The sequence below is a fragment of the Pseudomonas sp. MAG002Y genome (assembly GCF_019400845.1).
Classification (GTDB): Bacteria; Pseudomonadota; Gammaproteobacteria; order Pseudomonadales; family Pseudomonadaceae; genus Chryseomonas; species Chryseomonas luteola.
The window spans coordinates 184,942-208,463 of sequence record NZ_WOEJ01000003.1; the positions used below are offsets into that span (position 1 = coordinate 184,942).

Annotated in this window: 21 protein-coding genes; 13 read left to right on the forward strand and 8 right to left on the reverse strand. The window is 60.3% G+C overall.

Features of this window, described 5'->3' with window-relative positions; genetic code table 11:
* Positions 1-4: 4 nt before the first annotated feature.
* Positions 5-1,141: an ABC transporter permease gene (locus GM154_RS06045; RefSeq protein WP_219651358.1), complete on the reverse strand. Its 1,137-nt coding sequence runs from the start codon at positions 1,139-1,141 to the stop codon at positions 5-7.
* Positions 1,138-2,538: an efflux transporter outer membrane subunit gene (locus GM154_RS06050; RefSeq protein ID WP_219651360.1), complete on the reverse strand. Its 1,401-nt coding sequence runs from the start codon at positions 2,536-2,538 to the stop codon at positions 1,138-1,140. The genes GM154_RS06045 and GM154_RS06050 overlap by 4 nt, the downstream gene beginning before the upstream one ends.
* A gap of 281 nt (positions 2,539-2,819) precedes the next feature.
* Between GM154_RS06050 and GM154_RS06055 the strand changes: the two genes are divergently transcribed.
* From GM154_RS06055 to GM154_RS06085, 7 genes are all read left to right on the forward strand, one after another.
* Positions 2,820-3,545 carry a response regulator gene (locus tag GM154_RS06055; RefSeq protein WP_219651362.1) on the forward strand — a complete coding sequence of 242 codons (726 nt, stop codon included), beginning with the start codon at positions 2,820-2,822 and terminating at the stop codon, positions 3,543-3,545.
* Positions 3,530-4,687: a cell wall metabolism sensor histidine kinase WalK gene (locus GM154_RS06060; protein ID WP_074821074.1), complete on the forward strand. Its 1,158-nt coding sequence runs from the start codon at positions 3,530-3,532 to the stop codon at positions 4,685-4,687. Before GM154_RS06055 ends, GM154_RS06060 begins: the two co-directional genes overlap by 16 nt.
* A gap of 149 nt (positions 4,688-4,836) precedes the next feature.
* Complete coding sequence (locus GM154_RS06065; RefSeq protein WP_219651363.1) at positions 4,837-6,330, forward strand: YdgA family protein; 1,494 nt, start codon at positions 4,837-4,839, stop codon at positions 6,328-6,330.
* Between the two features lie 119 nt (positions 6,331-6,449).
* Positions 6,450-8,102 (forward strand): isovaleryl-CoA dehydrogenase, encoded by a 1,653-nt coding sequence (locus tag GM154_RS06070; protein WP_219651364.1) that lies wholly within the window; start codon positions 6,450-6,452, stop codon positions 8,100-8,102.
* A gap of 90 nt (positions 8,103-8,192) precedes the next feature.
* On the forward strand, positions 8,193-8,504 hold the full coding sequence (locus GM154_RS06075; protein WP_219651365.1) for a hypothetical protein: 312 nt from the start codon (positions 8,193-8,195) through the stop codon (positions 8,502-8,504).
* 39 nt (positions 8,505-8,543) lie between these two features.
* Entirely contained in the window at positions 8,544-8,873 is a 330-nt protein-coding gene (locus GM154_RS06080; RefSeq protein WP_010796424.1) for a four-helix bundle copper-binding protein, read from the forward strand.
* A gap of 103 nt (positions 8,874-8,976) precedes the next feature.
* Complete coding sequence (locus GM154_RS06085) at positions 8,977-11,337, forward strand: FdhF/YdeP family oxidoreductase (protein ID WP_219651368.1); 2,361 nt, start codon at positions 8,977-8,979, stop codon at positions 11,335-11,337.
* Between the two features lie 31 nt (positions 11,338-11,368).
* Here GM154_RS06085 and GM154_RS06090 read toward each other — a convergent pair whose 3' ends face one another.
* Positions 11,369-11,569 carry a DUF2905 domain-containing protein gene (locus GM154_RS06090; protein WP_219651370.1) on the reverse strand — a complete coding sequence of 67 codons (201 nt, stop codon included), beginning with the start codon at positions 11,567-11,569 and terminating at the stop codon, positions 11,369-11,371.
* A 22-nt stretch (positions 11,570-11,591) separates the two neighbouring features.
* On the opposite strand from GM154_RS06090, the gene GM154_RS06095 reads away from it, so the two are divergent.
* Entirely contained in the window at positions 11,592-14,255 is a 2,664-nt protein-coding gene (locus GM154_RS06095; protein ID WP_219651372.1) for a mechanosensitive ion channel family protein, read from the forward strand.
* 84 nt (positions 14,256-14,339) lie between these two features.
* On the opposite strand, the gene GM154_RS06100 is transcribed toward GM154_RS06095, so the two are convergent.
* A complete protein-coding gene (locus GM154_RS06100) occupies positions 14,340-14,891 on the reverse strand; it encodes a gamma carbonic anhydrase family protein (protein WP_010796428.1) in 552 nt (183 codons plus the stop codon).
* Positions 14,892-15,072: 181 nt separating this feature from the next.
* Here GM154_RS06100 and prlC point away from each other — a divergent pair, with 181 nt between their 5' ends.
* The 4 genes from prlC (at position 15,073) to GM154_RS06120 (ending at position 19,824) form a co-directional block, all read left to right on the forward strand.
* Positions 15,073-17,124 (forward strand): oligopeptidase A, encoded by a 2,052-nt coding sequence (prlC, locus tag GM154_RS06105; RefSeq protein WP_150348332.1) that lies wholly within the window; start codon positions 15,073-15,075, stop codon positions 17,122-17,124.
* Complete coding sequence (locus GM154_RS06110) at positions 17,121-17,393, forward strand: YheV family putative zinc ribbon protein (protein ID WP_219651376.1); 273 nt, start codon at positions 17,121-17,123, stop codon at positions 17,391-17,393. Before prlC ends, GM154_RS06110 begins: the two co-directional genes overlap by 4 nt.
* Positions 17,393-18,166: a DUF1835 domain-containing protein gene (locus GM154_RS06115; protein ID WP_219651378.1), complete on the forward strand. Its 774-nt coding sequence runs from the start codon at positions 17,393-17,395 to the stop codon at positions 18,164-18,166. The genes GM154_RS06110 and GM154_RS06115 overlap by 1 nt, the downstream gene beginning before the upstream one ends.
* A 107-nt stretch (positions 18,167-18,273) precedes the next feature.
* Positions 18,274-19,824 carry a phospholipase D family protein gene (locus tag GM154_RS06120; RefSeq protein WP_308460594.1) on the forward strand — a complete coding sequence of 517 codons (1,551 nt, stop codon included), beginning with the start codon at positions 18,274-18,276 and terminating at the stop codon, positions 19,822-19,824.
* On the opposite strand, the gene GM154_RS06125 is transcribed toward GM154_RS06120, so the two are convergent.
* Complete coding sequence (locus GM154_RS06125; protein ID WP_219651380.1) at positions 19,825-20,688, reverse strand: LysR family transcriptional regulator; 864 nt, start codon at positions 20,686-20,688, stop codon at positions 19,825-19,827.
* A gap of 104 nt (positions 20,689-20,792) precedes the next feature.
* Here GM154_RS06125 and GM154_RS06130 point away from each other — a divergent pair, with 104 nt between their 5' ends.
* A complete protein-coding gene (locus tag GM154_RS06130) occupies positions 20,793-21,218 on the forward strand; it encodes a VOC family protein (protein ID WP_219651381.1) in 426 nt (141 codons plus the stop codon).
* A gap of 5 nt (positions 21,219-21,223) precedes the next feature.
* Here the strand turns inward: GM154_RS06130 and GM154_RS06135 are convergent, their stop codons facing one another.
* The 3 genes from GM154_RS06135 to GM154_RS06145 all read right to left on the reverse strand — a co-directional run bounded on the left by GM154_RS06135 (position 21,224) and on the right by GM154_RS06145 (position 23,489).
* The gene (locus GM154_RS06135; protein WP_258019732.1) at positions 21,224-21,622 is read right to left on the reverse strand and encodes a VOC family protein; all 399 of its coding nucleotides are present in this window, start codon (positions 21,620-21,622) and stop codon (positions 21,224-21,226) included.
* A complete protein-coding gene (locus tag GM154_RS06140) occupies positions 21,622-22,260 on the reverse strand; it encodes an SCO family protein (RefSeq protein WP_219651382.1) in 639 nt (212 codons plus the stop codon). Before GM154_RS06140 ends, GM154_RS06135 begins: the two co-directional genes overlap by 1 nt.
* 122 nt (positions 22,261-22,382) lie before the next feature.
* Positions 22,383-23,489: a Gfo/Idh/MocA family protein gene (locus GM154_RS06145; RefSeq protein ID WP_219651384.1), complete on the reverse strand. Its 1,107-nt coding sequence runs from the start codon at positions 23,487-23,489 to the stop codon at positions 22,383-22,385.
* Positions 23,490-23,522: the final 33 nt, after the last annotated feature.

A 23,522-nucleotide genomic window follows, 5' to 3' on the forward strand; every position in this document is an offset into this window, starting at 1 on the left:
GTCATTACCTCAACAGCAGTGCAGGGTCAGCGCGCAGCAGGCCGCGCATGGCAATAAGCCCGGACACGAGCGCAAGGCCCAGGACCAGGGCGGCGCAAATCAGCGCGATCGGGGTGTTCATGGCCACGGGGACGTCATGGCGGGCGGCGATGCTGAGCAGGACCGTGCTGGTAAGCCCGGTGACAAGCAAGCCGAGCCCGCCAACCCAGCAGGACTGTTCAAGCACTACCTGACACAGTGATCGGAAGCTGGCGCCCAAGGCGTTGAGCACCGCGTATTCGCGGGCAGAGGCGGCTACCATGGCCATCAGCGACTGGCTGGTAATCACCGCGCCGACCAGGCAGACAATGCCTGCCATGAACAGTACGGCTACCCCCGCGCCGGTATCGAACATCCAGTAGAGCTGGGAGCGCCAGGCGAATTGCTTGGCCGTCCAGACCTCGAAGGGACCGAAAGACGGGTTGGCGACCAGGCGGGTCTGTGCTGCCTCGACATGGCTGGGCTTGCGCACCTTGGCAACGTAATAGGTCGGTCCGCTGCCAGGATTGTCATCCCCCTGCAGCAGGCGGGCCGTGTCCAGTGAGGCCAGCACGTTGACGCCACCCAGGCCGCGCAGACCGGCAATGGCCGCGACGACATGAACGCGATGGCCATTGATCCATGCGGATTGATCCAGGCTGACGCCCAGCTGATTCAGTTCCGAGCGGTCGACGATGACGGCGTTGGGCTCTTCCAGGCGCTGGCGCAGTCCTGAGGAGAGCAGGCTGGAAAACATCATGCCCTGGCGGCCCGGATTGATCCCCGATACAAAGACCGATACTCCACCGCTTTTCTCATGGGTGCCATGCCAGTCGCCTTCCACCCAGATATAGGGTTCTACATCGGTAACATCCGGGTCCATGCGCAGGCGCATTTCCACGTCAGGACTGATCGTCCGACCAAAGTTGACGCTCTGGGTACCTGGATAGCCCGCCCATAAATCGGCGGATGAGGACGAGACGTACACCGCCGCGCTGCCAAAGATACCCAGCACCAGTGCAGCCTGCACCGTCAGCAGCACACCGGAAAAGCCAATGGCCAGAATGGCTGGCAGAAAGCGGCGCCACTCGTGGAACAGTGTCTTGCGGGCCAGGGCAATCATGTGTGCTTCTCCCCGGCTCCGGCAGGAAGCGGTGCGCCGCCCAGCGCCTTATAGAGCGCCACGAATGCCAGGCTTCGACGAGCCTGGGCCGTGGTAAGTTGAAGCGAGGCCTGCAACTGATCACGCTGGGCGTCTAGCTGCTCCCATTGGCTGGTCAGGCCTAGTTGAGTCAGGGTCAGGCCGTGTTGCGCCCGTTCGTCCAGTGCCGCTTCTGCCTGTTGTAGGTGCGTGACCCGCTCCTGCTCCTGGCTAAAGGCCGCCAGGGCCGCTTCGGTCTGGGCAACGCTATCGAGCAAGACCTGGCGGTAACCCTGCAAGGCGGCCTTCATAGCGTACTTCTGGGCTTTCTCTGCGGCTTTGCGCTGGCCCCAATTGAAGATAGGCAGGTCAATAATCGGACCTACCATGGGAACGCTGTTTGAGCGGACCTTTTCGTGCATTGTCATGTTGTAGGCATACAGATAGGAAGTGCCCAGCGCGACGTGAGGATAGAGATTGGCATGGGCCAGACCCAGCTCACCGGCTGCCTGCAGGACGTCGGCTTCTGCCCTTTGGATATCGGGGCGCGTACGCAAGAGGTCGCTGGGTACCTGCTGCACCGAGACCTGCTTGATGCGCGGCAGCGGCTGTACCGTATTCCAAGAGGCATCTGGCGAGGTCTGCCCCAGCAGGGCGGCCAGGGATTGCAGGGTTCGTGCCTGGACCTGGCGGGGTTGCGCCAGGCGTGCCAGGGTCTCGGCTCGTTGGGCCTGGAGTTGCAGGCGCTGATCGGGCGCCGCCAGATGGCTGGGAATACGGATATCCAGCAGGGCCAGGGCCTTCTGATCCAGCGCCGCCAGGGCTTCGAGCGTCTGGATCTGCTGCTGGGCGGCGCGCAGTTCGAGGTACTGGCGCACCACTTCCGAAACTACAGTGACCTGGGCGGCCTGCTGCTCGGCTTTGGCCTGCTTTATCCTGGCTTTGGCCTGCTTTTCAGCACCTTCACGCGCGCCAAACAATCCCAGGTCCCAGACCGCGTCCAGGCTGATCTGGAAAAAGGTATCCGTGGCTGAGACTTCCTCGCTGCTGCGGGTTGCCAGTGACAGTTGGGGTAGATAATTGGCGTCAGTCTGGCGTGTCAGTGCGTGGGCCTGCTTCAGGCGGCTCGAAGCCTGGGCGAGCGTCAGGTTATCGGATACCGCACGTGCCACCAGCTTATCCAGTACGGGATCGTTGAAGGACTTCCACCAGCCGTGCAGGTCAACGGTCGGCGCTGCTGATGCAGGCTGGGCAACCTGTTGCTGCCACTGGCCCGGCAGCGTCTGGGGCAGCGCCGGTGCATCGATCTGCGAGCAGCCCGCCAGCACCGTGAGTGCCAGGCTGCAGGTAGAGCAAAAACTGACCGGAAAGCGAACCATACGACAGCGAACCCTGGACAGCGAGTATCCAATCGAAAGAGGTTTATGTAGCCCGAGGCTACGGCGTGAGGAGATTGTGCAAAGTCAAACTTGCGTGGCTTTGCAGGTTTTGTGGAGGAACGATGGAGACGCGAATGTCGGGTGCGGATGAATGAACATGCAGGCATGGAGTCCAAGTCGATACGCTTGGTTTGCGCTAGTTTGGTAGTCCGCGGAGCTACCCTCGTAGAGGTGTGAGCAGGTCCGTATACTGCTTCGGATTGAACTCAGAGGCGCTATGTATGAGTAACGACCCCCGGCCATCAGGTCCTCTCGTCCTGTTCGTGGAGGATGAGCCGAGCATCTCGGATATTCTGGTGGCCTATCTGCAACGTGACGGCTTGCGTACCGTGCATACGGCGGACGGGCTCGAAGCCCTCCAGCTGTTCCGTCGCCTGCGTCCGGATATCGTGCTGCTCGATATCCGCCTGCCCGGCATGGATGGTGTAGACATCCTCAAGACCATCCGCAACGAAAGCGAGACGCCGGTCATCATGGTCAGCGCCCTGGCCGACGATCTCGACAAGATGCTCAGCCTCCGCCTGGGGGCCGACGACTATGTGGTCAAGCCGTATAACCCGGCCGAGGTTGTGGCCCGTGTCCGGGCGGTACTGCGCCGCACCAGCGCTGTCCAGGCGCAGACACATACGTCTGCCCCGCTGCGCGTAGGTCGTCTGGAAATCGATCAGCAGGCCTACATGGCCCGGGCATACAGCGAAGGCGGCGAAGCTCAGGTCCTGCCACTGACCCTGACCGAATTTCGTTTGTTGAGCACGCTGGCCAACCAGCCTCGCCGCTGTTTTTCGCGCAGCGAGCTGATCGAGTCCTGCCTGCCGGAAAGCGACGCGCTGGACCGGGTCATCGACTCGCATTTGAGCAAGCTGCGGCGCAAGCTTCAGGATGCTGGCTGTGATGATCTGATCGAAACTGTACGCGGCATTGGGTATCGACTATGGCCCGAGTCCTAGACCGCATATGGGTCCGCTTCGGGCTGAATATTGTTGCCACGGTCTTTGTGACCATCGGCCTGCTCTGGGCCACCATATTCGTCTACACCCAATACGAGTACGACCGCTTCTACAACAACCTGCCCGTTAACGTCCGGCAGGAGATGGATCTGCTTGAGGCGCAGGATCAGGACAACAGTCCCCGGATGATTGAGATCTACAGCCAGTACTGGCGGGGCGACCCTTGGGACGGCGAGCAGCTGGCGCTTGTCCTGGGGTTGGTGTTCTGTCTGCCGTTCGGCCTGATCGCCGGGCTCTGGACGTCGCGACTCGTGACCTTGCCGGTGGGGTCCATTGCTGAGGCGGCCAACCGGATCGCCCTGGGCGATTTCAGCGTGCGGGCGCACAGCAAGAGCCAGCGTGGCGAGCTGGCGGATCTAGTACGCGATTTCAACCACATGACCGATTCCCTGGAATCTTTAGAGCATGAGCGCAAGGCCACTGCGGCTGCCATCTCCCATGAGCTGCGCACGCCTATTGCCATTCTGCAGGCCCGGCTGCATGCCCTGTGCGATGGAGTCATTCCGGCCGAGCCCCTGGAGTTTCAAAAGCTACTCGAACAGGCTGAACACCTGGGGCGGCTGGTGGATGATCTGCATACCCTGTCGGTAGCCGATGCCGGGCGTTTGTCGCTCCATATGGTCACGGTGGATCTGGCTGAAGTGGCGCGGGACACCCTAGGCAAATATGCCAGCCGTCTGGACAGTTATGGGATTGAGGCCGAGCTGGCGGTGGAGGCCCCGGACCTCACGGTCAAGGCCGACGAGGATCGGCTGCGACAGATCCTTAACAACCTGATCGAAAATGCGCTGCGCTATGCACGCGAAGGCGGCTGGCTGGAGCTTCGCCTGAGTACCCATGCCGAACAGGCTGTAATCGTGCTGAGCGACGCCGGTCCCGGCCTGCCTGATGTCATCAAGGCCAATCTGTTCAAACGCTTTCAACGCGCGGATGCCTCGCGTAACCGGGCCAGTGGCGGAACCGGCCTGGGCCTTGCCATCGTCAAGACGCTCACGGTGCTGCAGGGTGGCCGCATTGAGGCCGGTGAGTCGGCGCGTGGCGGCGCACAGTTTCGTATCTATCTGCCGTTGAGCCGTGCCTGATCGCGTATCAACATAGCCGATACCCAAGGCGATTGGCATAATCGCGCCGGCTTGCAGGCCTGAAGCCGCAAGCCGGACCTTTCGACTGGCCGCGCCGCTGGTGCTCGACCGGCTGAAAATGGATTTTCACCCCTTATACGAGTTCTCTCATGAAAAAAGCAGCTGGAATTGCTGTCGGTGTTGCCCTGGTCGTTGGAGCGGTCGCTGTGGGCGGTGCCTGGTATACAAGTACCCAACTGGAAGGTGCGCTGAACCAGGCCATTGACCAGACCAATACACAATGGGCCAAGACGCTGCCTGATCAATCGGCGCATATGGAACTGGTCAGCCTGGACAAGGGACTCTTCAAGAGTACCGCCCACTACCGCATCGTCCTGCCGGGTAGCGGCTTGGGACTGGACACGCCGATCGAAGTGCTCATGGTCGATCACCTGGAGCACGGCCCCTTCCCAGCGTCCCGTCTGGCCTCCTTCAAGCTGGCGCCGGTCATGGCCAGCAGCCATTTTGCGCTGGAATCCAGCCCCAGCCTGCAGGCTTGGTTCACGGCTGCCAACAATGCGGTACCCGCGTACGGCACAGCGGTAATTGGTTACGACCAGCAGGTGAATGGCACGCTGACACTGCAGCCCTTCGAGCTTAATGAGGATGAGCGACACGTAGCCTTCGCTGGGGCAACGCTTGGGTTTAAGACTGACCTTGAGCTGAAACGCTATCAGCTCGACCTGTCGGCGGATAGCCTGGTATTGACCTCGCCGACCAAAAACGGAGCGATGGTCAGTACAACGTTGAAAGGCATGCGTGTTACCGCCGATCGCAGCCTGGGACAGAGCGGGCTGTATACGGGCCGCTCGGACCTGGGCCTCCAGTCGATGCAGATCCAGGGGGACACCCTTCCACCGGTGGTCATGCGCGATATTACCGCCCAGGACAATCTGCAGGAGCACGGCCTGAGGCTCGCCGATACCATCCACTACACACTGGGTGGTATGACGGTTGACGGTAAGGAGGTAGGAAGTGGCCGTATGTCCCTGAGTTTTAGGGATATCGATGCGGCAGCCTTGCAAGGCATGGCGACCACCTATTCGCAGTATGCCGAGCGTGTCCAAATCGATCCGGAAACCCAGCAGATGCCCGCAATGCTGCCGGAAGAGCGGGCCCGTATGCAGTCCTTTGGCAGTACGTTGCTGGCGGCCAATCCCGTGGTCACGCTGGACGAGTTGTCCTTCAAGACCGCCCACGGCGAGAGCCGCTTCAACATGGCGGTCAATCTGACGCGTCCGGCGGAATATGATCATCTGTCGCCCGCCGAGGTGTACCAGCAGATGATCAGCCGGCTGGATATGCAGCTTCGCCTTTCCAAGCCGATGATTGCTGACCTGCTCTCGCTCAAGCGCGATCCGTCCCAGGATGCTGCCGACGCTGCCCAGGAGGCCAAGGCGGCAGGTGAGGCAATAGGCGACATGGCAGCGTCGTCGCAGATGGCTCGGGTGGAAGGCGATGACATTGTCGCTACGCTCAACTATGCCGACCACATGGTCGACTTCAACGGCCAGAAAATGGCCCCCGAGCAGTTCGCCATGCTAATGCAGAACACCGCGCTGGCGGCTATCACCATGTCAGCACTGGCGCCCCAAGCACAGTGATTCTGGTGCGCGCGGTGGCTGGCTGATGCCGCCGCGTTTCATCGGTCTCGGCAAATAGCACTCCCCGCTCCCGGACAATGGCGCTATAACTGACCCACCTTAGTCAGGGAGCGGTCGCCATGTTGTGGAGTCAGTTCGCCGAAACGCACGAGGTGTTCAATCAGGTCCCGCCGTTGGAGGGAGTCAACCTCTATAGGCTGGATACGCCACTTCAGGAGTGGATACACCGCTACCGGGGTGGTTGGGCGGATGACCGCCTCGGCGTCTATGGGGCGCTGGCGGGAGGACCTCTGATGGCGGCCGGTTTTCTGGCGAACCGGTATCCCCCCGAATTTCACAGCCATGACCGGTCCGGTCATCGTATCGACCAGGTCGAGTTTCACCCTGCCTATCACGAGTTGATGCGTACCGCCGTCGAGCACGGTATCCCTTCCCTGCCATGGACCGATCCGCAGCCTGGCGCTCACGTGGCACGGGCAGGCCTCATGTACCTGCATAATCAGGCCGAAGCCGGTACGAGCTGCCCGCTGACCATGACCTTTGCCAGCGTACCGGCCCTGTTGCACCAGCCGGGGCTGGCTGCGCGCTGGCTTCCCAAGGTCACGGCGCGTGTCTACGATCCGTCCCATGCGCCGATGGAGACCAAGGGCGGTGTGACACTTGGCATGGCCATGACCGAGAAGCAAGGCGGCACTGATGTGCGCGCCAACACCACTCAGGCTCACCCTGTGGGCTCCCCTGGTCCGGGCGAAGCCTATGAACTGGTTGGCCACAAGTGGTTCTGCTCGGCGCCCATGTGTGATGCCTTCCTGACACTGGCACAGACCGCCCAAGGGCTCTCGTGCTTCCTGCTGCCACGCTTCCGGCCGGACGGCAGCCGCAATCAATTCTACATCCAGCGGCTCAAGGACAAGCTGGGTAACCGCTCTAATGCGTCCAGCGAGGAGGAGTACCGCGGTGCGCTGGCCTGGCTGATCGGCGAGGAAGGCCGTGGTGTGGCGAATATTCTGACCATGGTGGGGATGACCCGCTTCGACTGCATGATTGGCTCCAGCTCGCTCATGCGGCAGGCGCTTACGCAAGCCATGCACCATTGCGCCCATCGGCAGGTCAGTGGCAAGCGGCTGATTGAGCAGCCGCTCATGCAAAATGTTCTGGCTGACCTGGCCCTGGAAAGCGAGGCTGCCCTGGCACTTACGCTGCGTCTGGCGCAAGAGCTGGATCAGCCGGACGATACGGGCGAACGGGCCTTCGCGCGGCTGGCCACAGCGGTGGGCAAATACTGGATCTGCAAGCGGGCTCCCGCCTTTATCAACGAGGCGCAGGAGTGCCTGGGCGGGGCGGGCTATATCGAGGACAGCCTCCTGCCACGGTTATATCGCGAGGCGCCGGTGAACTCCATCTGGGAAGGCTCCGGCAATGTGCAGTGTCTGGATGTGCTTCGTACGCTGTCACGTGATCCGGACGTGGCAGCCGTCCTGTTCCAACATCTGGATGAAGGCCGTGGAGATGTGCGGTTGCAAACCCATGTGGCGCGGTTGAAGGCCGCCTTGGCTGAGCAGGATGATCTGCCGTACCGCGCCCGACAGGTCACGCAGAGCATCGCCCTGGCCCTCCAGGCGCGTCTGTTGCTGGATGCGGGTAACCATGAGGTAAGTGATGCCTTTCTGGCCAGCCGGCTAAGCGAGCGGCACGGTTATGTCTACGGCACGCTGCCTCTGGGCGTGGCGCATGAGGCAATCCTGCGCCGCAGCGCACCCTTGATGGTATAGCGCCAGCTTTCCTGGCCAGCAATGAAACCTTGGGCGGCTCCTGCGGTTCATACCTGTATCGTGTACAAGCGGGTGACGACAGGCATGGGTATGCGCGCCTCCTTTCTGGTGCTGTTGCTGGGCTTCTTCCTTGGAAGTGGCTACGCCCAGGCATGCCGTGCGCCCGGATCTCCGTGCCTCTTCATGCAGGCCGAACAGATTGACGTTCGCCACTCGTCGCCCTCTCCTGCCTCTCAGAATACCCTGATGGTCAAGGCATGCTGCTGCGTTCCGGCACAGGCTGCTGCGGTACGGCTAACACTTGCCCGTGCCCCCCTTCCTTCGGACCCTTACGCGCCGTCCTTATACCACTCTGTATACCCCTCCCTGCCTGATCCGCCTCCCAAGGCCATGCCCGTTTGAGCCCATCAATCAAACCCTTATTTCAAACGGAGAACGATCATGACGACTTCTGCTTACGACGCCTGCATCAAAGCCTGCTCCAACTGTGCCCTCGTCTGCGAAATGTGCGCATCGGCGTGCCTACGGGAAGAGGACGTGAAAATGATGGCGCGCTGTATTCAGCTTGACCGGGACTGCGCCGACCTGTGCGCCTTGGCAGCGGTGCTGATGCAGCGCGAGAGCCCTTTGGCCAAGGAGTTTTGTGCGCTGTGTGCCAAGGCCTGCCGTGCTTGCGGTGAAGAGTGTGCCAAGCATGACATGGACCACTGCCAGGCCTGTGCCAAGGCTTGCCTGAGCTGCGCGGAAGAATGCGAGCGCATGGCGGCCTGATCCATCCGTACCCCGGCGCTCCGGCGCCGGGCCCTTTTGCTTTGGAATGTGGCCAACCGTGAGCTGACAAGGTCAGCGGCCATCTGCCTGCAAGGAGCTACGCGTGAACAAACCTCGTTTCAAGCCTTATAAATCACCCTCCGGTGGTTGGGGTTCGGCTTTCTCAGTCGCGAATATCCTGATCCGTGAAAAGTCGCCTGTTGGCTCCGGCCTTCTTCTACTCAAGCAAAACAAGCCGATCGAAGGCTTTGCCTGCGTCAGCTGCGCCTGGGCCAAACCCCACCCGGCCCGCCCTTTTGAGTTCTGCGAAAACGGGGCCAAGGCCACCGCCTGGGAAAACACCAGCAACCGCTGCGGACCTGATTTTTTCGCGCAGCATACCGTGACGGAATTACTCAACTGGCGTGACTACGACCTAGAGCAACAGGGTCGGCTTACTCATCCGCTGCGCTGGAACGCCGAGACGGACAGATACGAGCCGATTCGCTGGGACGTTGCCTTTCGCGAGATTGGCGATGAGCTGAGGGCCATGGCCGACCCGAACGACGTGGTGTTCTACACCTCGGGCCGGGCGGCGCTGGAAACCTCCTACATGTTCCAGCTGTTTGCCCGTATGTATGGGACAAACAACCTGCCCGACAGCTCCAACATGTGTCACGAGAGCACCTCCATCGCCCTGCCGGAAAGCATTGGTGTGCCGGTGGCCACTGTGACGCTTAACGACATGGAAAAAACCGACGGCCTGTTTTTCTTCGGTCAGAACGTCGGTACCAGCAGTCCGCGCATGCTTCACCAGCTTGAAGAGGCGCGTCAGCGCGGCGCGCCTATCGTTACCTTTAACCCGATCCGTGAGCGCGGGCTGGAGAAATTTACTAACCCGCAGTCCCCGACCGAGATGGCGACCGGCAAGGAAATCACCATCAGCACCCATTACAATCAGGTCGCCATCGGGGGTGATATTGCGGCCATGGCCGGGATGTGCAAAAAGCTGTTCGAGATGGACGACCAGGCGCGTGCCGCCGGGAAACCACGCGTGTTGGATGTGGACTTTATCGAACAGCATACCCATGGCCTGGATGCTTTCGAAGCGAAGATTCGCAGCTATACCTGGGAAGAGCTGGAGCGTCGTTCCGGCCTTACCCGCAGTGCCATGGAGCTGGCGGCAATGGTCTATGCCCGCTGCGAGCGCGTCATTGGCGTATATGGCATGGGGCTTACCCAGCACCGTCAGGGCGTAATGAACATCCAGATGCTCGTCAATTTGTTGCTGCTGCGCGGTAACATGGGCAAGGAAGGCGCCGGTATCCTGCCCGTTCGTGGTCATTCGAACGTGCAAGGGCAGCGTACCGTCGGAATCACCGAGAAGGCCAGCCACGTCCCGGCGGAAAACCTCAAGAAGCAGTTCGGCTTCCAAGCGCCCCAGGATGACGGCGTGAACACCGTCGAGGCGTGCGAAGGCATTGTCAGCGGTAAGGTAAAGGCCTTTATCGGTTTGGGCGGCAACTTTGTACGAGCCGTTCCGGAAACACTGCTGATGGAGCCGGCCTGGCGCAAGCTCAGGTTGACCGTGCAGATTTCCACCAAGCTCAACCGTAACCATCTGGTGCACGGTGAGAAATCCTACATCCTGCCATGCCTGGGCCGTACGGAAATCGATGTGCAGGCCACCGGTGAGCAGCGCCATACCACCGAGGACAGCACAGGGTGTATCCGTGCCTGGCGCGGCGTTGCCAAGCCGGCGGCGCCTAATCTGTTATCGGAGCCCGCCATCGTGGCGGCACTGGCCAAGGCAACACTGGAGCCCAATCCCCGGCTCGACTGGGATGCCTGGGTCGCCGACTACAGTCTGATCCGTGACGCCATCGCCGAGAGCTATCCCGATATCTTCCATGACTTCAACGTGCGGATGCTGGAGCCTGGCGGTTTCCATCGTCCACTCGGTGCCTCCGAGCGCAAGTGGGCCACCGAGACCGGCAAGGCCAACTTCATCACTCCCGACAAGCTCACTCCTGATGACGACATCGAGCCTGATCTCAAAAAGCAGGGCGTGCTGCAGCTGATGACGCTGCGCAGTAACGATCAGTTCAACACCACCGTTTATGGCTACAGCGACCGCTTCCGCGGCGTCTATGGGACGCGGGCGGTCATCCTCATGAACCGTCGTGACATGGCCCGCCACGGGCTGGCCGAAGGCGACATGATCCAGGCCATTACTGCGGTGGACGATGGCGTACACCGGGAAGTCGGCCCACTCCGGGTGACCCCGTACGACATCCCCGAGGGCTGTTGCGGTGGCTACTACCCCGAATGCAATCCGCTGATTCCGCTCTGGCATTACGCGGAGCGCAGTAAAGTGCCTGCCGCCAAGTCCATTCCGATTCGGCTGCGCAAGGTCATCGCCGTGGTGAAGGATCGCAACATCCCGTCCGAGCCGGCTTCACCGGCCGGGGTGGGCGCGGTGTAAGTGAACCGAGCCCTGGCGGTCCGGCCAGGGCTCAGCGATTGATTAGCCACAGCACAACGGATACCACCGCACTGATCAGAATCATGGTGGTGATAGGGAAAAAGAACGAGACGTTCTCCCGTTTGATCACGATATCGCCCGGTAAATGACCCAGCGGTAGGCGTCCGATCCAGGGCCATAACAGGCCGACGGCAACTATCAGCAGTCCTATGACGATCAGGGTACGAGACATATCATCATCCGATTCGAGAGCCATGCCTAAACAGATTTCGCGAGTGTGCCTTGCGTTCCTTTTAATCCTTTCTCTAGGCCACGCCCTGGCGGCTGAGCAATCCGCCACGGGTGATGAAACCATTTCTCCAGGCGATGCCCGCCGCGCCGTCAGTGTGTTGCAGGACGAGCAACAGCGTGCCGAAGCGGTGCGGGCCCTCAAGGCGATTGCCGACACGGCTCCAGCCAAGGATGCCGATGCAGCGAAGTCCGATGATCAATTGACGGACGATACTGCTGCCGATACCGCGGCCCCTGCCGAAGCACCTGCTGCCGTGGCGATCGAAGCGAACGGTCTGATTGCCAGAACGCTCCGTCAGGTCAGTCGGTGGGGCGATGGGCTGGAAGATCAGCTTCACCAGATCAAACAGGCCGCCCTGGCGTTCCCAGTGTGGTTACGAACCCATTCTGCCAGTGACCAGGGCAAGCATATCCTGAGCGAGGCGCTGGTCGATCTGGCCATTGTTTTCGGCGTAGGCCTCGCCCTTGAATGGGGGTTGCGCTACCTGTTGGGCAGACCCCGCCGCGCCTTGATCCAGCATGCTGAAGAAGCAGACGAACGCGCCCGACGCGAGCAGGCCGAGCGGGATGAAAGGCAGCGACTGGCTCAGGCCCAGGCCAGGGCGCGGGCCGAACGGGAACAGGCCGAGCAGGCAGCTGTTGCCAACGCTGCCGAGGTGGGCGGTATTCGCCCGGCCAGCGAAGAAGTGGCGCTGGTACAGACGACGCGTGATGGCGTCGAGCAGATCGAGGCCGTACCGGTCGGTGCGACAAATGCCGCCAAGGGTGGCACCGCCAGTACCACCTCCGACTCCGCAGCCCAATCCCAACAGCAGGCGACTGCTGATGCCGCTACGCATGATACAGCTGCTTCACCCCGGCATACCGCCATGCCGGGCGAGCACTGGAGCACCCTGCGTCACCTGCCCTATGCACTGGGCTCGCTAATCTTTGATCTGTTGCCGCTGGCGTTATTCTTTGGTGCAGCGGCGCTGATCATGCGGGCGCTGTCGGGGGATGAACAGAGCGTCATGACGGTTGTTCAGGGCTTCGTGGGCGCCTACGTTACAGTGCGCGTCTGCATGGCCGTGGTTCGCCTGTTGATCTCGCCGATAGGCCACGGGATGCGCATTATTCGCGTCAGAACTGATATTGCCCAAACCCTGGAAACCTGGATACGGTTCACCGTTGTGCTGGCGGCGTTCGGTATCGCCCTGGCTGAGGCTGTCGAGGCGCTGGGCGCAGGCCGGGCGGGCCATCTGGCAATCGTCAAACTGTTCTCGCTGCTGGTTCACCTCTGCCTGGTCGTGCTTATCTTCAAGGTTCGCAAGCCGGTCGGTGCATTGATCGAAGCACCTGCCGAGGCAACCGGGCCGGTGGCCGCCCTGCGTAACTGGCTGGCGCTCGTCTGGGCTTTCTTTGCCGCAGCATTCGTTATCGGGCTGTGGGTGGTGTGGGCGCTGGGTGTCGAGAACGGCTTTCCCAAGCTGATCAACTTTATTGCCCTATCAGGTGCGGTGGTCATTGCAGCGCGGCTGCTGGCGATCCTGGTCCTGGGCGCAGTAGGGCGTGCTTTTCAACCCAAGACCGACGCGCCTTCAGATGAGAGCAATACGCCTGCCTCGTCTGTACGCAGCCGCTTGGCTGATCGTTATTACCCGCTTGCCCGCCGGTTGATCACCGCGACTATCACCGTGTGCACCGTCATTGTCCTGTTTCAGCTCTGGGGCCTTGACGCGCTGAGCTGGTTTGCCAGTGGCACCATAGGGCGCAGTCTGCTTTCTGCCGTATTGACGATCCTGGTGGCGGCTCTTGTGGCGATTGTTGTCTGGGAGTCGGCCAATGCCTCGGTGCAGCGACGTCTGACGCGGTGGACAAACGAGGGGGATCTGGTCCGGGCTGCGCGCCTGCGTACGCTCCTGCCCATGCTACGCAGCTTCCTGCTCATCATTATCGTACTGGTGGTCGGCCTTACAGCACTCAGCCAGATCGGTATCAACACCACGCCGCTGCTGGCCGGTGCCAGTATTATCGGTGTGGCTGTCGGTTTCGGCTCGCAGAAACTGGTGCAGGACTTCATTACCGGTATCTTCCTGCTGATGGAAAACGCCATGCAGGTGGGGGACTGGGTCACCGTGGCAGGCGTCTCCGGTACGGTAGAGTACCTGTCGATTCGGACGGTACGTATCCGGGCCGGTGACGGTTCGCTGCATATCGTGCCGTTCAGCTCAGTCTCGACGGTCAACAATATCAACCGTGGAATCGGCAATGCGTCCATTCGTATCAATGTGGGCTACAACACCGACATCGATCAGGTCTTTGACGAGCTGAAAGCCATCGGTGCAGAAATGCGACAGGACCCGGCCTTCAAGGATCTGATCATCAATGATCTGGAGGTCTGGGGGGTGGACGCGGTCGACGGCTCCATGGTGACAGTACTGGGTCAGATGCGGTGTATCGACAAGGGCCGCTGGGGTGTGCAGCGCGAAACCAACCGCCGCATCCTCAAGCGCTTCCGAGAGCTGGGTATCACCATTGCCGACCCACGTACCTATCTGGTCATGCCAAGCGAGACTGCTGCCACGGATCGGTCGCCCCTGCCACACGGTAACCATCTGCCCAGCAACCAGCCAAGCCCCGACACCTGAGGGCTTGGCTGATAGGAGGAAGAGCGCTGTGCTCCGGCAAAGCGCTCTTCCTCTTCCCAACCGTAAATCCGTTGCCGCCATGGCTCAGGCGTCGTGTTGGTCGTAGCCCTCGGCAAGGTGTTGATCCTTCAACTTCACGTAGTTGGCTGCGCTGTACTCAAAGAAGCTACGCTCCTTTTCCGTTAGCGGGCGCGCCTGCTTGACCGGGCTGCCTACATATAAGAACCCGCTTTCCAGTGTCTTGCCTGGCGGCACCAGACTACCGGCACCGATGATCACCTGACTCTCCACCACGGCCCCGTCCATGACGATGCTGCCCATCCCCACCAGGACCTGATTGCCGATGGTGCAGCCGTGCAGGGTGACCTTGTGGCCGACCGTCACATCATCGCCTACGATCAGAGGATAGCCGTCCGGGTTGTATGGGCCGGCGTGGGTGATGTGCAGCACGCTGCCGTCCTGAATGCTGGTACGCGCACCAATGCGCACGCGGTGCATGTCACCGCGGATCACGGTCAGCGGCCAGACGGAGCTGTCTGCGCCCAGCTCCACGTCACCGATGACCACGGCGGTTGCGTCTACAAAAGCGCGTTCGCCCAAGACGGGCGTTTTATTCTGGTAAGTGCGAATGGTCACGATAGATACCTTTTCTAATCAGGCGAGCCTTGAGTCTGGTTAAGATGGGCTCCATATAGTCTTCTTTGAGAGCCTTTCGTTGACTGGGCAGACCCGGCCAATGCGTCCTCTGAGGCAGCATAGCCGTATCCCGGTCGGCGTGGGGCTCAAGCTACCCGTATATATCCTTAAGGGGAACACCGTGAGCGCCAGCAATCCTCTGTTACAGCCCTACGATCTGCCACCCTATTCCGCGATCAAGCCCGAGTCTGTCGAGCCGGCCATTGATCAGATCCTGGCAGACAACCGCGCCGCCATTGCCGAGCTGCTGAAGACCCAAAAGGAAAACCCGACCTGGCAAGGTCTGGTCGTGGCGTTCGACGAGCTGAACGACCGCTTGGGCCAGGCATGGAGCCCGGTCACCCACCTCAATGCCGTGTGCAACAATCCTGAGCTGCGTACGGCCTATGAGGCCTGCCTGCCCAAGCTTTCTGCTTACTCCACGGAGATCGGGCAGAACAAGGACCTTTTTGAGGCCTACCGGAAACTGTCCGAAAGCGAAGAGGCCAAGGGCTTCGACGCTGCTCAGAAGAAGATTCTCGACAACGCTCTGCGTGATTTCCGTTTATCGGGTATCGATCTGCCGCCTGAACAGCAGAAGCGCTACGGCGAGATCCAGTCGCGCAAATCGGAGCTGTCCAGCAAGTTTTCCAACCAATTGTTGGACGCTACCCAGGCGTGGACCAAGCATGTGACTGACGAGTCTGCTTTGGCGGGTCTGCCAGATTCCGCCAAGGCCCAGATGGCCGCTGCCGCCCAGGCTAAAGGGCTCGACGGCTGGCTGATTAATCTGGAATTCCCCAGCTACTACGCCGTGATGACCTACGCCGACGACCGTGCCCTGCGTGAGGAAGTCTATGCGGCTTACTGCACCCGCGCCTCTGACCAGGGTCCCAACGCTGGACAATTCAACAACGGTCCGGTGATGGAAGAGATCCTCGACCTGCGCCAAGAGCTGGCGCGCCTGCTGGGCTATGCCAATTATGCCGAGCTGTCCCTGGCGACCAAGATGGCTGAATCCAGCGAGCAGGTCCTGAATTTCCTGCGTGATCTGGCCCAGCGCAGCAAACCTTTTGCCCAGCGTGATCTGGATCAGCTCAAGGCCTTTGCTGCTGAGCAGGGCGTAACTGATCTCAAGAGCTGGGACACCGGCTACTTCGCCGAGAAGCTGCGCCAGGCCCGCTATTCGCTTTCCCAAGAAGAGCTACGCGCCTACTTCCCGGTCGACAAGGTACTGTCCGGTCTCTTCGCTGTGGTGCAAAAGCTTTACGGTATCGAGATCAGCGAGATCACGGATGGCTTCGACAAATGGCACCCGGACGTCCGTCTGTTCGAAATCACCGAAAACGGTAAGCACGTAGGTCGTTTCTTCTTCGACCTCTACGCCCGCGCCAACAAGCGTGGCGGTGCCTGGATGGACGGTGCTCGTGACAAGCGTCGCAATGCCCAGGGCGAGCTGATCAACCCGATCGCCTACCTTGTCTGCAACTTTACCCCGGCCAGCGGTGGCAAGCCTGCCCTGCTAACCCATGATGAAGTGACCACCCTGTTCCACGAATTTGGTCATGGCCTGCATCATCTGTTGACCCGCATCGAGCATGCAGGTGTTTCCGGCATCAACGGCGTGGCATGGGATGCGGTCGAGCTGCCGAGCCAGTTCATGGAAAACTGGTGCTGGGAGCCGGAAGGTCTGGCATTGATCTCCGGCCATTACGAGACCGGCGAGCCACTGCCTCAAGAACTCCTGGACAAAATGCTGGCTGCGAAAAACTTCCAGTCTGGACTGATGATGGTGCGTCAGCTGGAGTTCTCGCTCTTCGACTTCGAGTTGCATGCCACCCACGGCGATGGCCGTAGCGTACTGGACGTGCTGGAATCCATCCGCGATGAAGTCTCGGTTATGCGTCCGCCGGCCTACAACCGCTTCGCCAACAGCTTTGCTCACATCTTCGCCGGTGGTTACGCCGCGGGGTATTACAGCTACAAGTGGGCGGAAGTCCTGTCAGCCGATGCCTTCTCCAAGTTCGAGGAAGAAGGCGTGTTCAATGCTGAAACCGGCCGCGCCTTCCGTGAGGCCGTCCTGGCCCGCGGTGGTTCGCTTGAGCCGATGGTGCTGTTCGTGGACTTCCGCGGCCGTGAGCCCAGCATTGACGCGCTGCTGCGACACTCCGGTCTTACCGAGGAGGCTGCATGAGCGGACCGGTAAAACGCTTCATCGCCGGGGCCGTGTGCCCCGCCTGCCAATCGGTAGACACGATGAAGATGTGGAACGAGGGTGGCGTACCGCACCGCGAGTGCGCCTCCTGTGGCTATGGGGATACGCTGGACGAGCGCGGCAATTCGGTTCCCAAGGAATTGCCTACGCGCGTCAATGCGCCCAAGCAGCTAAAGCCTGCCACGGCTCAGGTCAAGGTGGCTCAGTTCTTCCCGAATCCCAAGCTCAAGAAGGACAAGCCTGACTGATGTGGCACGTTGTCTGTGGTGATGTCGCGGCTAAAGGTGTCCGTCAGGTGATTGATACCGAGGCCACTTCATTGCTACGGATAATGCGTGACGATCTGGCCGTAGGGCCGCTGGTGGATGTACACCAGCCGCCCTGCCCGGTTCGGTCGGCCTTCTGGGAGGCCGTCTGGCCAGACGATGTTCCCGCTCCCGACTTTTCCCGCCAACTGGCGGACGATGCCACGTGGCTTGAGCATGCAGCACAAGGCAATCGCCCCATTACTGTCTGGCACGGCGACAGTGCTTCCGAACAACTCTTGCTCTGTCGTATCGTTGCTGCTCTGCATGATTCTTATGTTTCGCTATACAGTGTTCCATGTGGAACACATCGTAGCGATGTACAGACTCGCCGTGCGGTCGGCCAATGCTCACCTGTGTTGTTGAAGCAACTGTATAGCCCTGTCCTCATCCTGCCCGAGCAGCAACAGGAGCTGGCCAGAGCCTGGCATGAGGCAGTCGAAGCCAAGGCCGGTATCAGGCAATGGTTAGGCGGTACGTTTCGGTACAGCGGCTACGAAACGGTCGACACTATCCTCCTCCAGCATTGCACGCCAGAATGGCAACCGCTCGCACGAGTGATAGTCGAAGTCATGGTACGCAGCGAAGGGTTTTTCGCGACGGATACCTTTCTAGGCTGGCGTGCCCGCGATTTGGCTCACAGAGGCCTCCTTGTCCTGCAAGGGCCTGAAAAGGGGCATTACTCCCAGCAAATGGTCTGCCTGCCAACGGTCTGAACAATGACAGGCACAGGCCGGTCTTATCATGGCCTTCTGCCCTGATCTTCTGAATTTAACCGCAACGCAAGCGTCGAAGGGATACGCATTCGACCTGGAGGGAATCTGTGTACGCCCGTTTATTACTGCTGTCCTTCGTCCTGTTGACGGGTTGCGCTCAGGTCCAGACACCCACTCCCTCCTCCATGCTCGCGCCAGCCGGCACGCACCTCAACAGTGTGCTTCAACGGCAGGCCGTCAAGCATCCCGGACAGTCAGGGTTTCGCCTTCTGGAGTCCAGCACCGACGCCTTTACCGCTCGCGCCGAGCTGATCCGCATGGCCCAGCGCAGTCTGGATATTCAGTACTACATTGTTCACGATGGGGTGACCACGCGCATGCTGGTCAATGAGCTGCTGGCCGCTGCTGACCGTGGTGTGCGGATTCGCTTCCTGCTTGACGACACCAGCAGCGATGGTAATGACTATGCCCTGGCGGCACTGGCAGCCCATCCCAACATCGAAGTTCGCGTCTTCAACCCGCTGCATATCGGCCGCAGTACCGGCGTTACGCGTTACATGGGGCGCTTCCTGCACTTGTCGCAGCAGCATCGCCGCATGCATAACAAGCTATTGCTTGCCGATAACAGCGTAGCCATTGTAGGCGGTCGCAACCTGGGGGATGAGTATTTCGATGCCAAGCCCGAAATGAATTTCACGGACCTCGACCTGCTTGGAGCGGGCCCTGTCGCCCATCAGCTCGGCGTAAGCTTCGACCAGTACTGGAACAGCGAGATCAGCCAGCCCATTACAGGTTTTCTGCGCCGCCCGCCCACAGCTCACGCGCTGACTCGAATGCGCACAGGGCTCAAGCGCTACCTGGACAGCGAGCGGGTAAAGGATTCGGCGCTCTACAACCGGTTGCGCCGTTACGACACTGCACCGCAAATGGAGGGTTGGCTTCATGAGCTGACCTGGGCCAATGGCAAGGCGCTCTGGGACGCGCCACGTAAAGTGTTGGCAGAGGGCGAGCCGGACCGAAATCTGTTACTGACGACTCAGTTGATGCCCAGCCTTGACGACGTGCACAAGGAGCTTTTCCTGGTCTCCGCCTATTTCGTTCCAACCCAGACAGGAGTGGAATACTTGGGTGAGAAAGCCCGCGAGGGGGTAGATATTCGCGTGCTGACCAACTCGCTGGAGGCAACGGACGTTCCCGCTGTTCATGGCGGATACGCGCCGTACCGCGACGAATTGCTCAAGCAGGGCATCAAGCTCTATGAAATGCGCAACCGCCCGGAAAAGGGCCTGCATGCCTCGCCTTATAGCTTTGGTCAGTCGGCTTCCAGCCTGCACAGCAAAGCCATGGTACTTGACCGTGAGCATACCTTTGTCGGGTCCTTCAACTTCGACCCGCGTTCTATCCTGTGGAATACCGAGGTTGGCATCATGGTAGACAGCCCTGCCCTTGCCGGCCGGGTCCGTCAGCTGATTCTCGATGGTATGGCCTTGGGTGTCAGCTATCAGGTGAAGCGGGTCGACCGCGACGGAACAACCAAGCTGATCTGGCTGGAAGAACGCGACGGCAAACTGTATGAGCTGAACCATGAGCCTGGCGGATTGTGGCGCCGATTCAACGCCTGGATCGTGCGTGCAGTAGGCCTTGAGCGTATGCTCTGATCAGCCTTTTGCCGCCTTTACGCATTCCAGAAAGAACGACAGCGCCGCTTGCTTGCGCAGACCCCGACGGCAAATGGCGACCAGCTCGCGGTGAAACGTGAGCGGCCCCAGGGAGAGAGTCCGTACGCGCGCCTGAGCCAGTTGCAGACCAGCCTGAGGAATCAACGCCACCCCTAGGCCACACTCGACCATTCTGACGATAGCCTCCAACTCATCCAGCTCCAGTGCCTCGCGAACAGTGATCCGATGTTCTTGAAGAAACCGGCTCACCTGCCGGCCACCAAAGGAGCCACGGTCATAACGAACGAAGGGCTGTGTTGCCAATAAGGCCAGCGGATCGTCGCCTGGCAACGTGGCGGGCGTGATGAGCACGAATGGCTCCTGGGCCAACGGAATTTCATCCAGCTCCTTGGGTAAGGCAAATGGTGGTTTGATCAATAGCGCCAGGTCGATTTCGCCGGCGTCCACGCGGCCTAGGAGCTGCAGCGAGACGCCAGGAATCAGCTTGAGGTCTACCTGGGGGGCGTCCTGGCGAAAGCGCATCAGCGCTTCGGGCAGCACGCCGGTTTGAACCGTGGCGATTGCGCCGATCTTCAGTTCGCCCTGCCAGTGGGCGATATCTGTGGGGGCCGCCATCTGCTCGTACAGCGAGAGGATCTGCTCCGCCAGCGGAAGCGCTTGCTGGCCGGAAGCATTGAGCAGCGCCGCGCGGCCGGTCCGGTCAAAGAGCCGTACGCCTAGGTCGCGTTCCAGCTGGCGCATTTGTGCACTGACTGCCGACTGCGTCAGGCCAACCTGTTGCCCAGCCGCTGAAAAGGTGCCATGTCGTGCAACTGCAATAAAGGTCTTCAATTCCCGAAGCACTGTCAGCCTCAAAATAGTTGCTGCTCGGCAGCAAGAATATTCGTTTTTCCATCGAAACGCTTGTGGCTGACAATAGGGTCTTGCCCAACCTGATGAGGTTTCTCATGGCGCTCTCCCCTTTCCACCTGGCTATTCCTGTGTACGACCTGGCGGCCGCCCGGCATTTTTATGGTGACGTTTTTGGCTGCCCTGAAGGTCGCAGCAGCGAGCAATGGGTCGATTTCGACTTTTTTGGCCATCAGTTGGTGATTCACGAGCACCCGCGTACCGCTGCGCAGGAACATGCCCATACCAATCCTGTGGATGGCCATGATGTGCCTGTGCCGCACTTTGGTGTCGTATTGGGTTGGGCTGAGTGGGAAGCGTTGGCGGATCGCCTGAAGACACGTGAAACGGCGTTTGTAATCGAGCCCTACGTGCGCTTCAAGGGACAAGTAGGTGAACAGGCCACCATGTTCCTGCTGGACCCGTGTGGTAACGCGCTGGAGTTCAAGGCGTTCAAGGACATCGGTCAACTATTCGCCAAGTGAGGCTATTAGCCGTCGCTATAGGGTTCGCCATAAAAGCGCAGCAGGCAGAAGCCATGGCCAAAAGGATCACGAAGCACGGCCATGTCTCGAAATACCGAACGCCGGATGTCGCCCTCCAGTGTAGCCCCGGCGGCTAACACCCTTGCCAGGGCAGCATCAAGATTATCGACTACGATGTCGAGATGTACAGGTGTCCAGTGCTGGCCGTACTGGCGCACCTGTCCTGCGGTTTCGCTACCCGCTGGCTTTTGTAGCAGATAGATCGGAACATCTGCCCCGGCTAGCTCAACGACGTGTTCATCATAGAACTTACGCTGCACCGTCAGATCTAGCGCCTGCGTATAAAACTGGATACCGCGCTCCAGGTCGTCGACATCCAGGTTGATCAGCAAGCGTATAGTCATTAGCGCTTGGCTTCCATCAGACGTGGCAATTGCTGGGCCAGCAGGTCCAGCTGCATGGGCTGGCGTACATAACCGACAGCACGGCCGTTCGGGTCGATCAGAACCAGATTGGCGCCATGGTCCACGGTGTAGCTCTGCTGGGTGGTATCGGCCGGAATGAAGGGAATCCCGACAGTATTGGCCAGCGTCTGGGTGTCGGCCATGTCGCCTGCCAGAGCCTTGAAGCTGGGGTTGAAGAACGCCACGTATTGCTTCAGCCGTTCCGGTGTGTCCCGGGCAGGATCGACGGTTACAAACGTTACGCCCAGCGCATTGCGATCCTTTTCAGGCAGTTTGGTGAACAGCTGCTTGAGCTGCGCCAGGGTCGCCGGACAGACGTCCGGGCAGAAGGTATAGCCGAAGAACATCAATCGCCACTGCCCTTTCAGCGAGTCGAGCGTAATCGCTTCCTTGTCCTGATTCGTAAAGTTGAGTGCAGGAAGTGCCTTGCCTTGAGGCAGCATGACGATGCCTGCGTCCATCAGCTCGGCAGGTGTTGGCGCCGCATCGGTTCGATAGGCGCGGTAGCCGAGAGCTGCCACCGCAATCACGGCAAGAAAGATGGCAAGAATAAGAGCGAGACGGCGAGCATTGGTCATAACGGACAACCTTGAGCAACGGAATGTGCATCAGGGTACTGGATGTAGGCCCGCCTCGCACCGTCAGCAGGCCGGATCGACCCGCGAAGCGTTTCAAGACGCTTCGCGAGCCTGTAACAGCATCAGGTGGTAGGTTCGGTGGTATTGATGTAGTCCGGCACCTTGGCGAGCGGCAGTGTACGCACCTGCGCCTGAGTAGGGCCCTGGCGGGGCGGCAATGGCTCCAGCGTCTGGGCCTGTCCGGTTTCCAGCGCCCGCTCGATGGCAGCCAGCACCCGAATGTCCCGCCAGCCTTCATCACCGTCCATCTCAGGTACCCGATCATTCAGGATGCAGTCGGAAAAATACTCGGTCTCGCCACCGAACTGGTCGACGACAGGATGTTCATGTTCCTGTGTCTCACCCTCAATGGTCGCACGATAGGTGATAGCTACACCTTCACCAAAACCGAAACAGGGCGACGCCTCGATTTCGCCTTTCGAGCCGACTACCTGGAAGCGCTCGGTATTGGGTGCGCTGTAGCTAACGGTAAACTGCGCCAGGCGCTCCTGAGGGAAGCGCAGGGTGACGGACACTGCGTCATAGGTCGTGATGTCACGCCCGGGTGTATTGACCCCTACGGCATGCACTTCGATCGGCTCGTCACCAAACAGGTTGCGAACGGCATTGAGCGGATATGGCCCCATGTCCGGTACTGGTCCTGCCCAGTAACCATTCAGGGCGCGATGATTCTGCGGGTCTAAAGGCTGGGCGAACGTGGAAGTGAAGATACGTGGGTCGCCAATATCACCCTTGCGTATGCGCTCGACCATCTCGACCATCCCCGGCTCGCAGTGAAGACGGTAAGCGATCATGAGCTTGGCACCCGACTTCTTGGACGCCTCGATAATGGCCTTGCAGTCTTCCTCGCTGGTGGCCATGGGCTTTTCCAGCAGCACGTGGATACCTGCCTCAAGTGCCGGTACGGCAAATTCGCGGTGGCGGAAGTTGGGTGTAGCCAGGTAAATGGCGTCGATCTCACCGGAGGACAGCAGTGCCGGAAAGTCCTCGTAGCGATAGCTCTTGAGGTTGTACCGTTTGGCCAGTTCGTCGGCCTTGACCGGATCGCCTGTCACCAACGCCGTCATGACCGAATTGCTGGTCTGGCCAACACCCGGCATGAACGCGCCCTGGGAAATCCAGCCACCCGCGACAACCGCATAACGGATCTTGCCCTCTGCACTTGGCATGTTGCTTGTCCTCCATTCGATGGGCAGGCGAAA

Excerpts from the sequence above, each read along its gene's own strand:
- GM154_RS06075 (WP_219651365.1), top strand. The coding sequence starts at position 8,193 with ATGCGCGCCTCCTTTCTGGTGCTGTTGCTGGGCTTCTTCCTTGGAAGT.
- GM154_RS06070 (WP_219651364.1), top strand. The coding sequence starts at position 6,450 with ATGTTGTGGAGTCAGTTCGCCGAAACGCACGAGGTGTTCAATCAGGTC.
- GM154_RS06060 (WP_074821074.1), top strand. The coding sequence starts at position 3,530 with ATGGCCCGAGTCCTAGACCGCATATGGGTCCGCTTCGGGCTGAATATT.
- GM154_RS06055 (WP_219651362.1), top strand. The coding sequence starts at position 2,820 with ATGAGTAACGACCCCCGGCCATCAGGTCCTCTCGTCCTGTTCGTGGAG.
- GM154_RS06095 (WP_219651372.1), top strand. The coding sequence starts at position 11,592 with ATGCCTAAACAGATTTCGCGAGTGTGCCTTGCGTTCCTTTTAATCCTT.
- GM154_RS06140 (WP_219651382.1), bottom strand. The coding sequence starts at position 22,260 with ATGACCAATGCTCGCCGTCTCGCTCTTATTCTTGCCATCTTTCTTGCC.
- GM154_RS06080 (WP_010796424.1), top strand. The coding sequence starts at position 8,544 with ATGACGACTTCTGCTTACGACGCCTGCATCAAAGCCTGCTCCAACTGT.
- GM154_RS06050 (WP_219651360.1), bottom strand. The coding sequence starts at position 2,538 with ATGGTTCGCTTTCCGGTCAGTTTTTGCTCTACCTGCAGCCTGGCACTC.
- GM154_RS06110 (WP_219651376.1), top strand. The coding sequence starts at position 17,121 with ATGAGCGGACCGGTAAAACGCTTCATCGCCGGGGCCGTGTGCCCCGCC.
- GM154_RS06065 (WP_219651363.1), top strand. The coding sequence starts at position 4,837 with ATGAAAAAAGCAGCTGGAATTGCTGTCGGTGTTGCCCTGGTCGTTGGA.
- GM154_RS06130 (WP_219651381.1), top strand. The coding sequence starts at position 20,793 with ATGGCGCTCTCCCCTTTCCACCTGGCTATTCCTGTGTACGACCTGGCG.
- GM154_RS06145 (WP_219651384.1), bottom strand. The coding sequence starts at position 23,489 with ATGCCAAGTGCAGAGGGCAAGATCCGTTATGCGGTTGTCGCGGGTGGC.
- GM154_RS06115 (WP_219651378.1), top strand. The coding sequence starts at position 17,393 with ATGTGGCACGTTGTCTGTGGTGATGTCGCGGCTAAAGGTGTCCGTCAG.
- GM154_RS06135 (WP_258019732.1), bottom strand. The coding sequence starts at position 21,622 with ATGACTATACGCTTGCTGATCAACCTGGATGTCGACGACCTGGAGCGC.
- GM154_RS06045 (WP_219651358.1), bottom strand. The coding sequence starts at position 1,141 with ATGATTGCCCTGGCCCGCAAGACACTGTTCCACGAGTGGCGCCGCTTT.
- GM154_RS06090 (WP_219651370.1), bottom strand. The coding sequence starts at position 11,569 with ATGTCTCGTACCCTGATCGTCATAGGACTGCTGATAGTTGCCGTCGGC.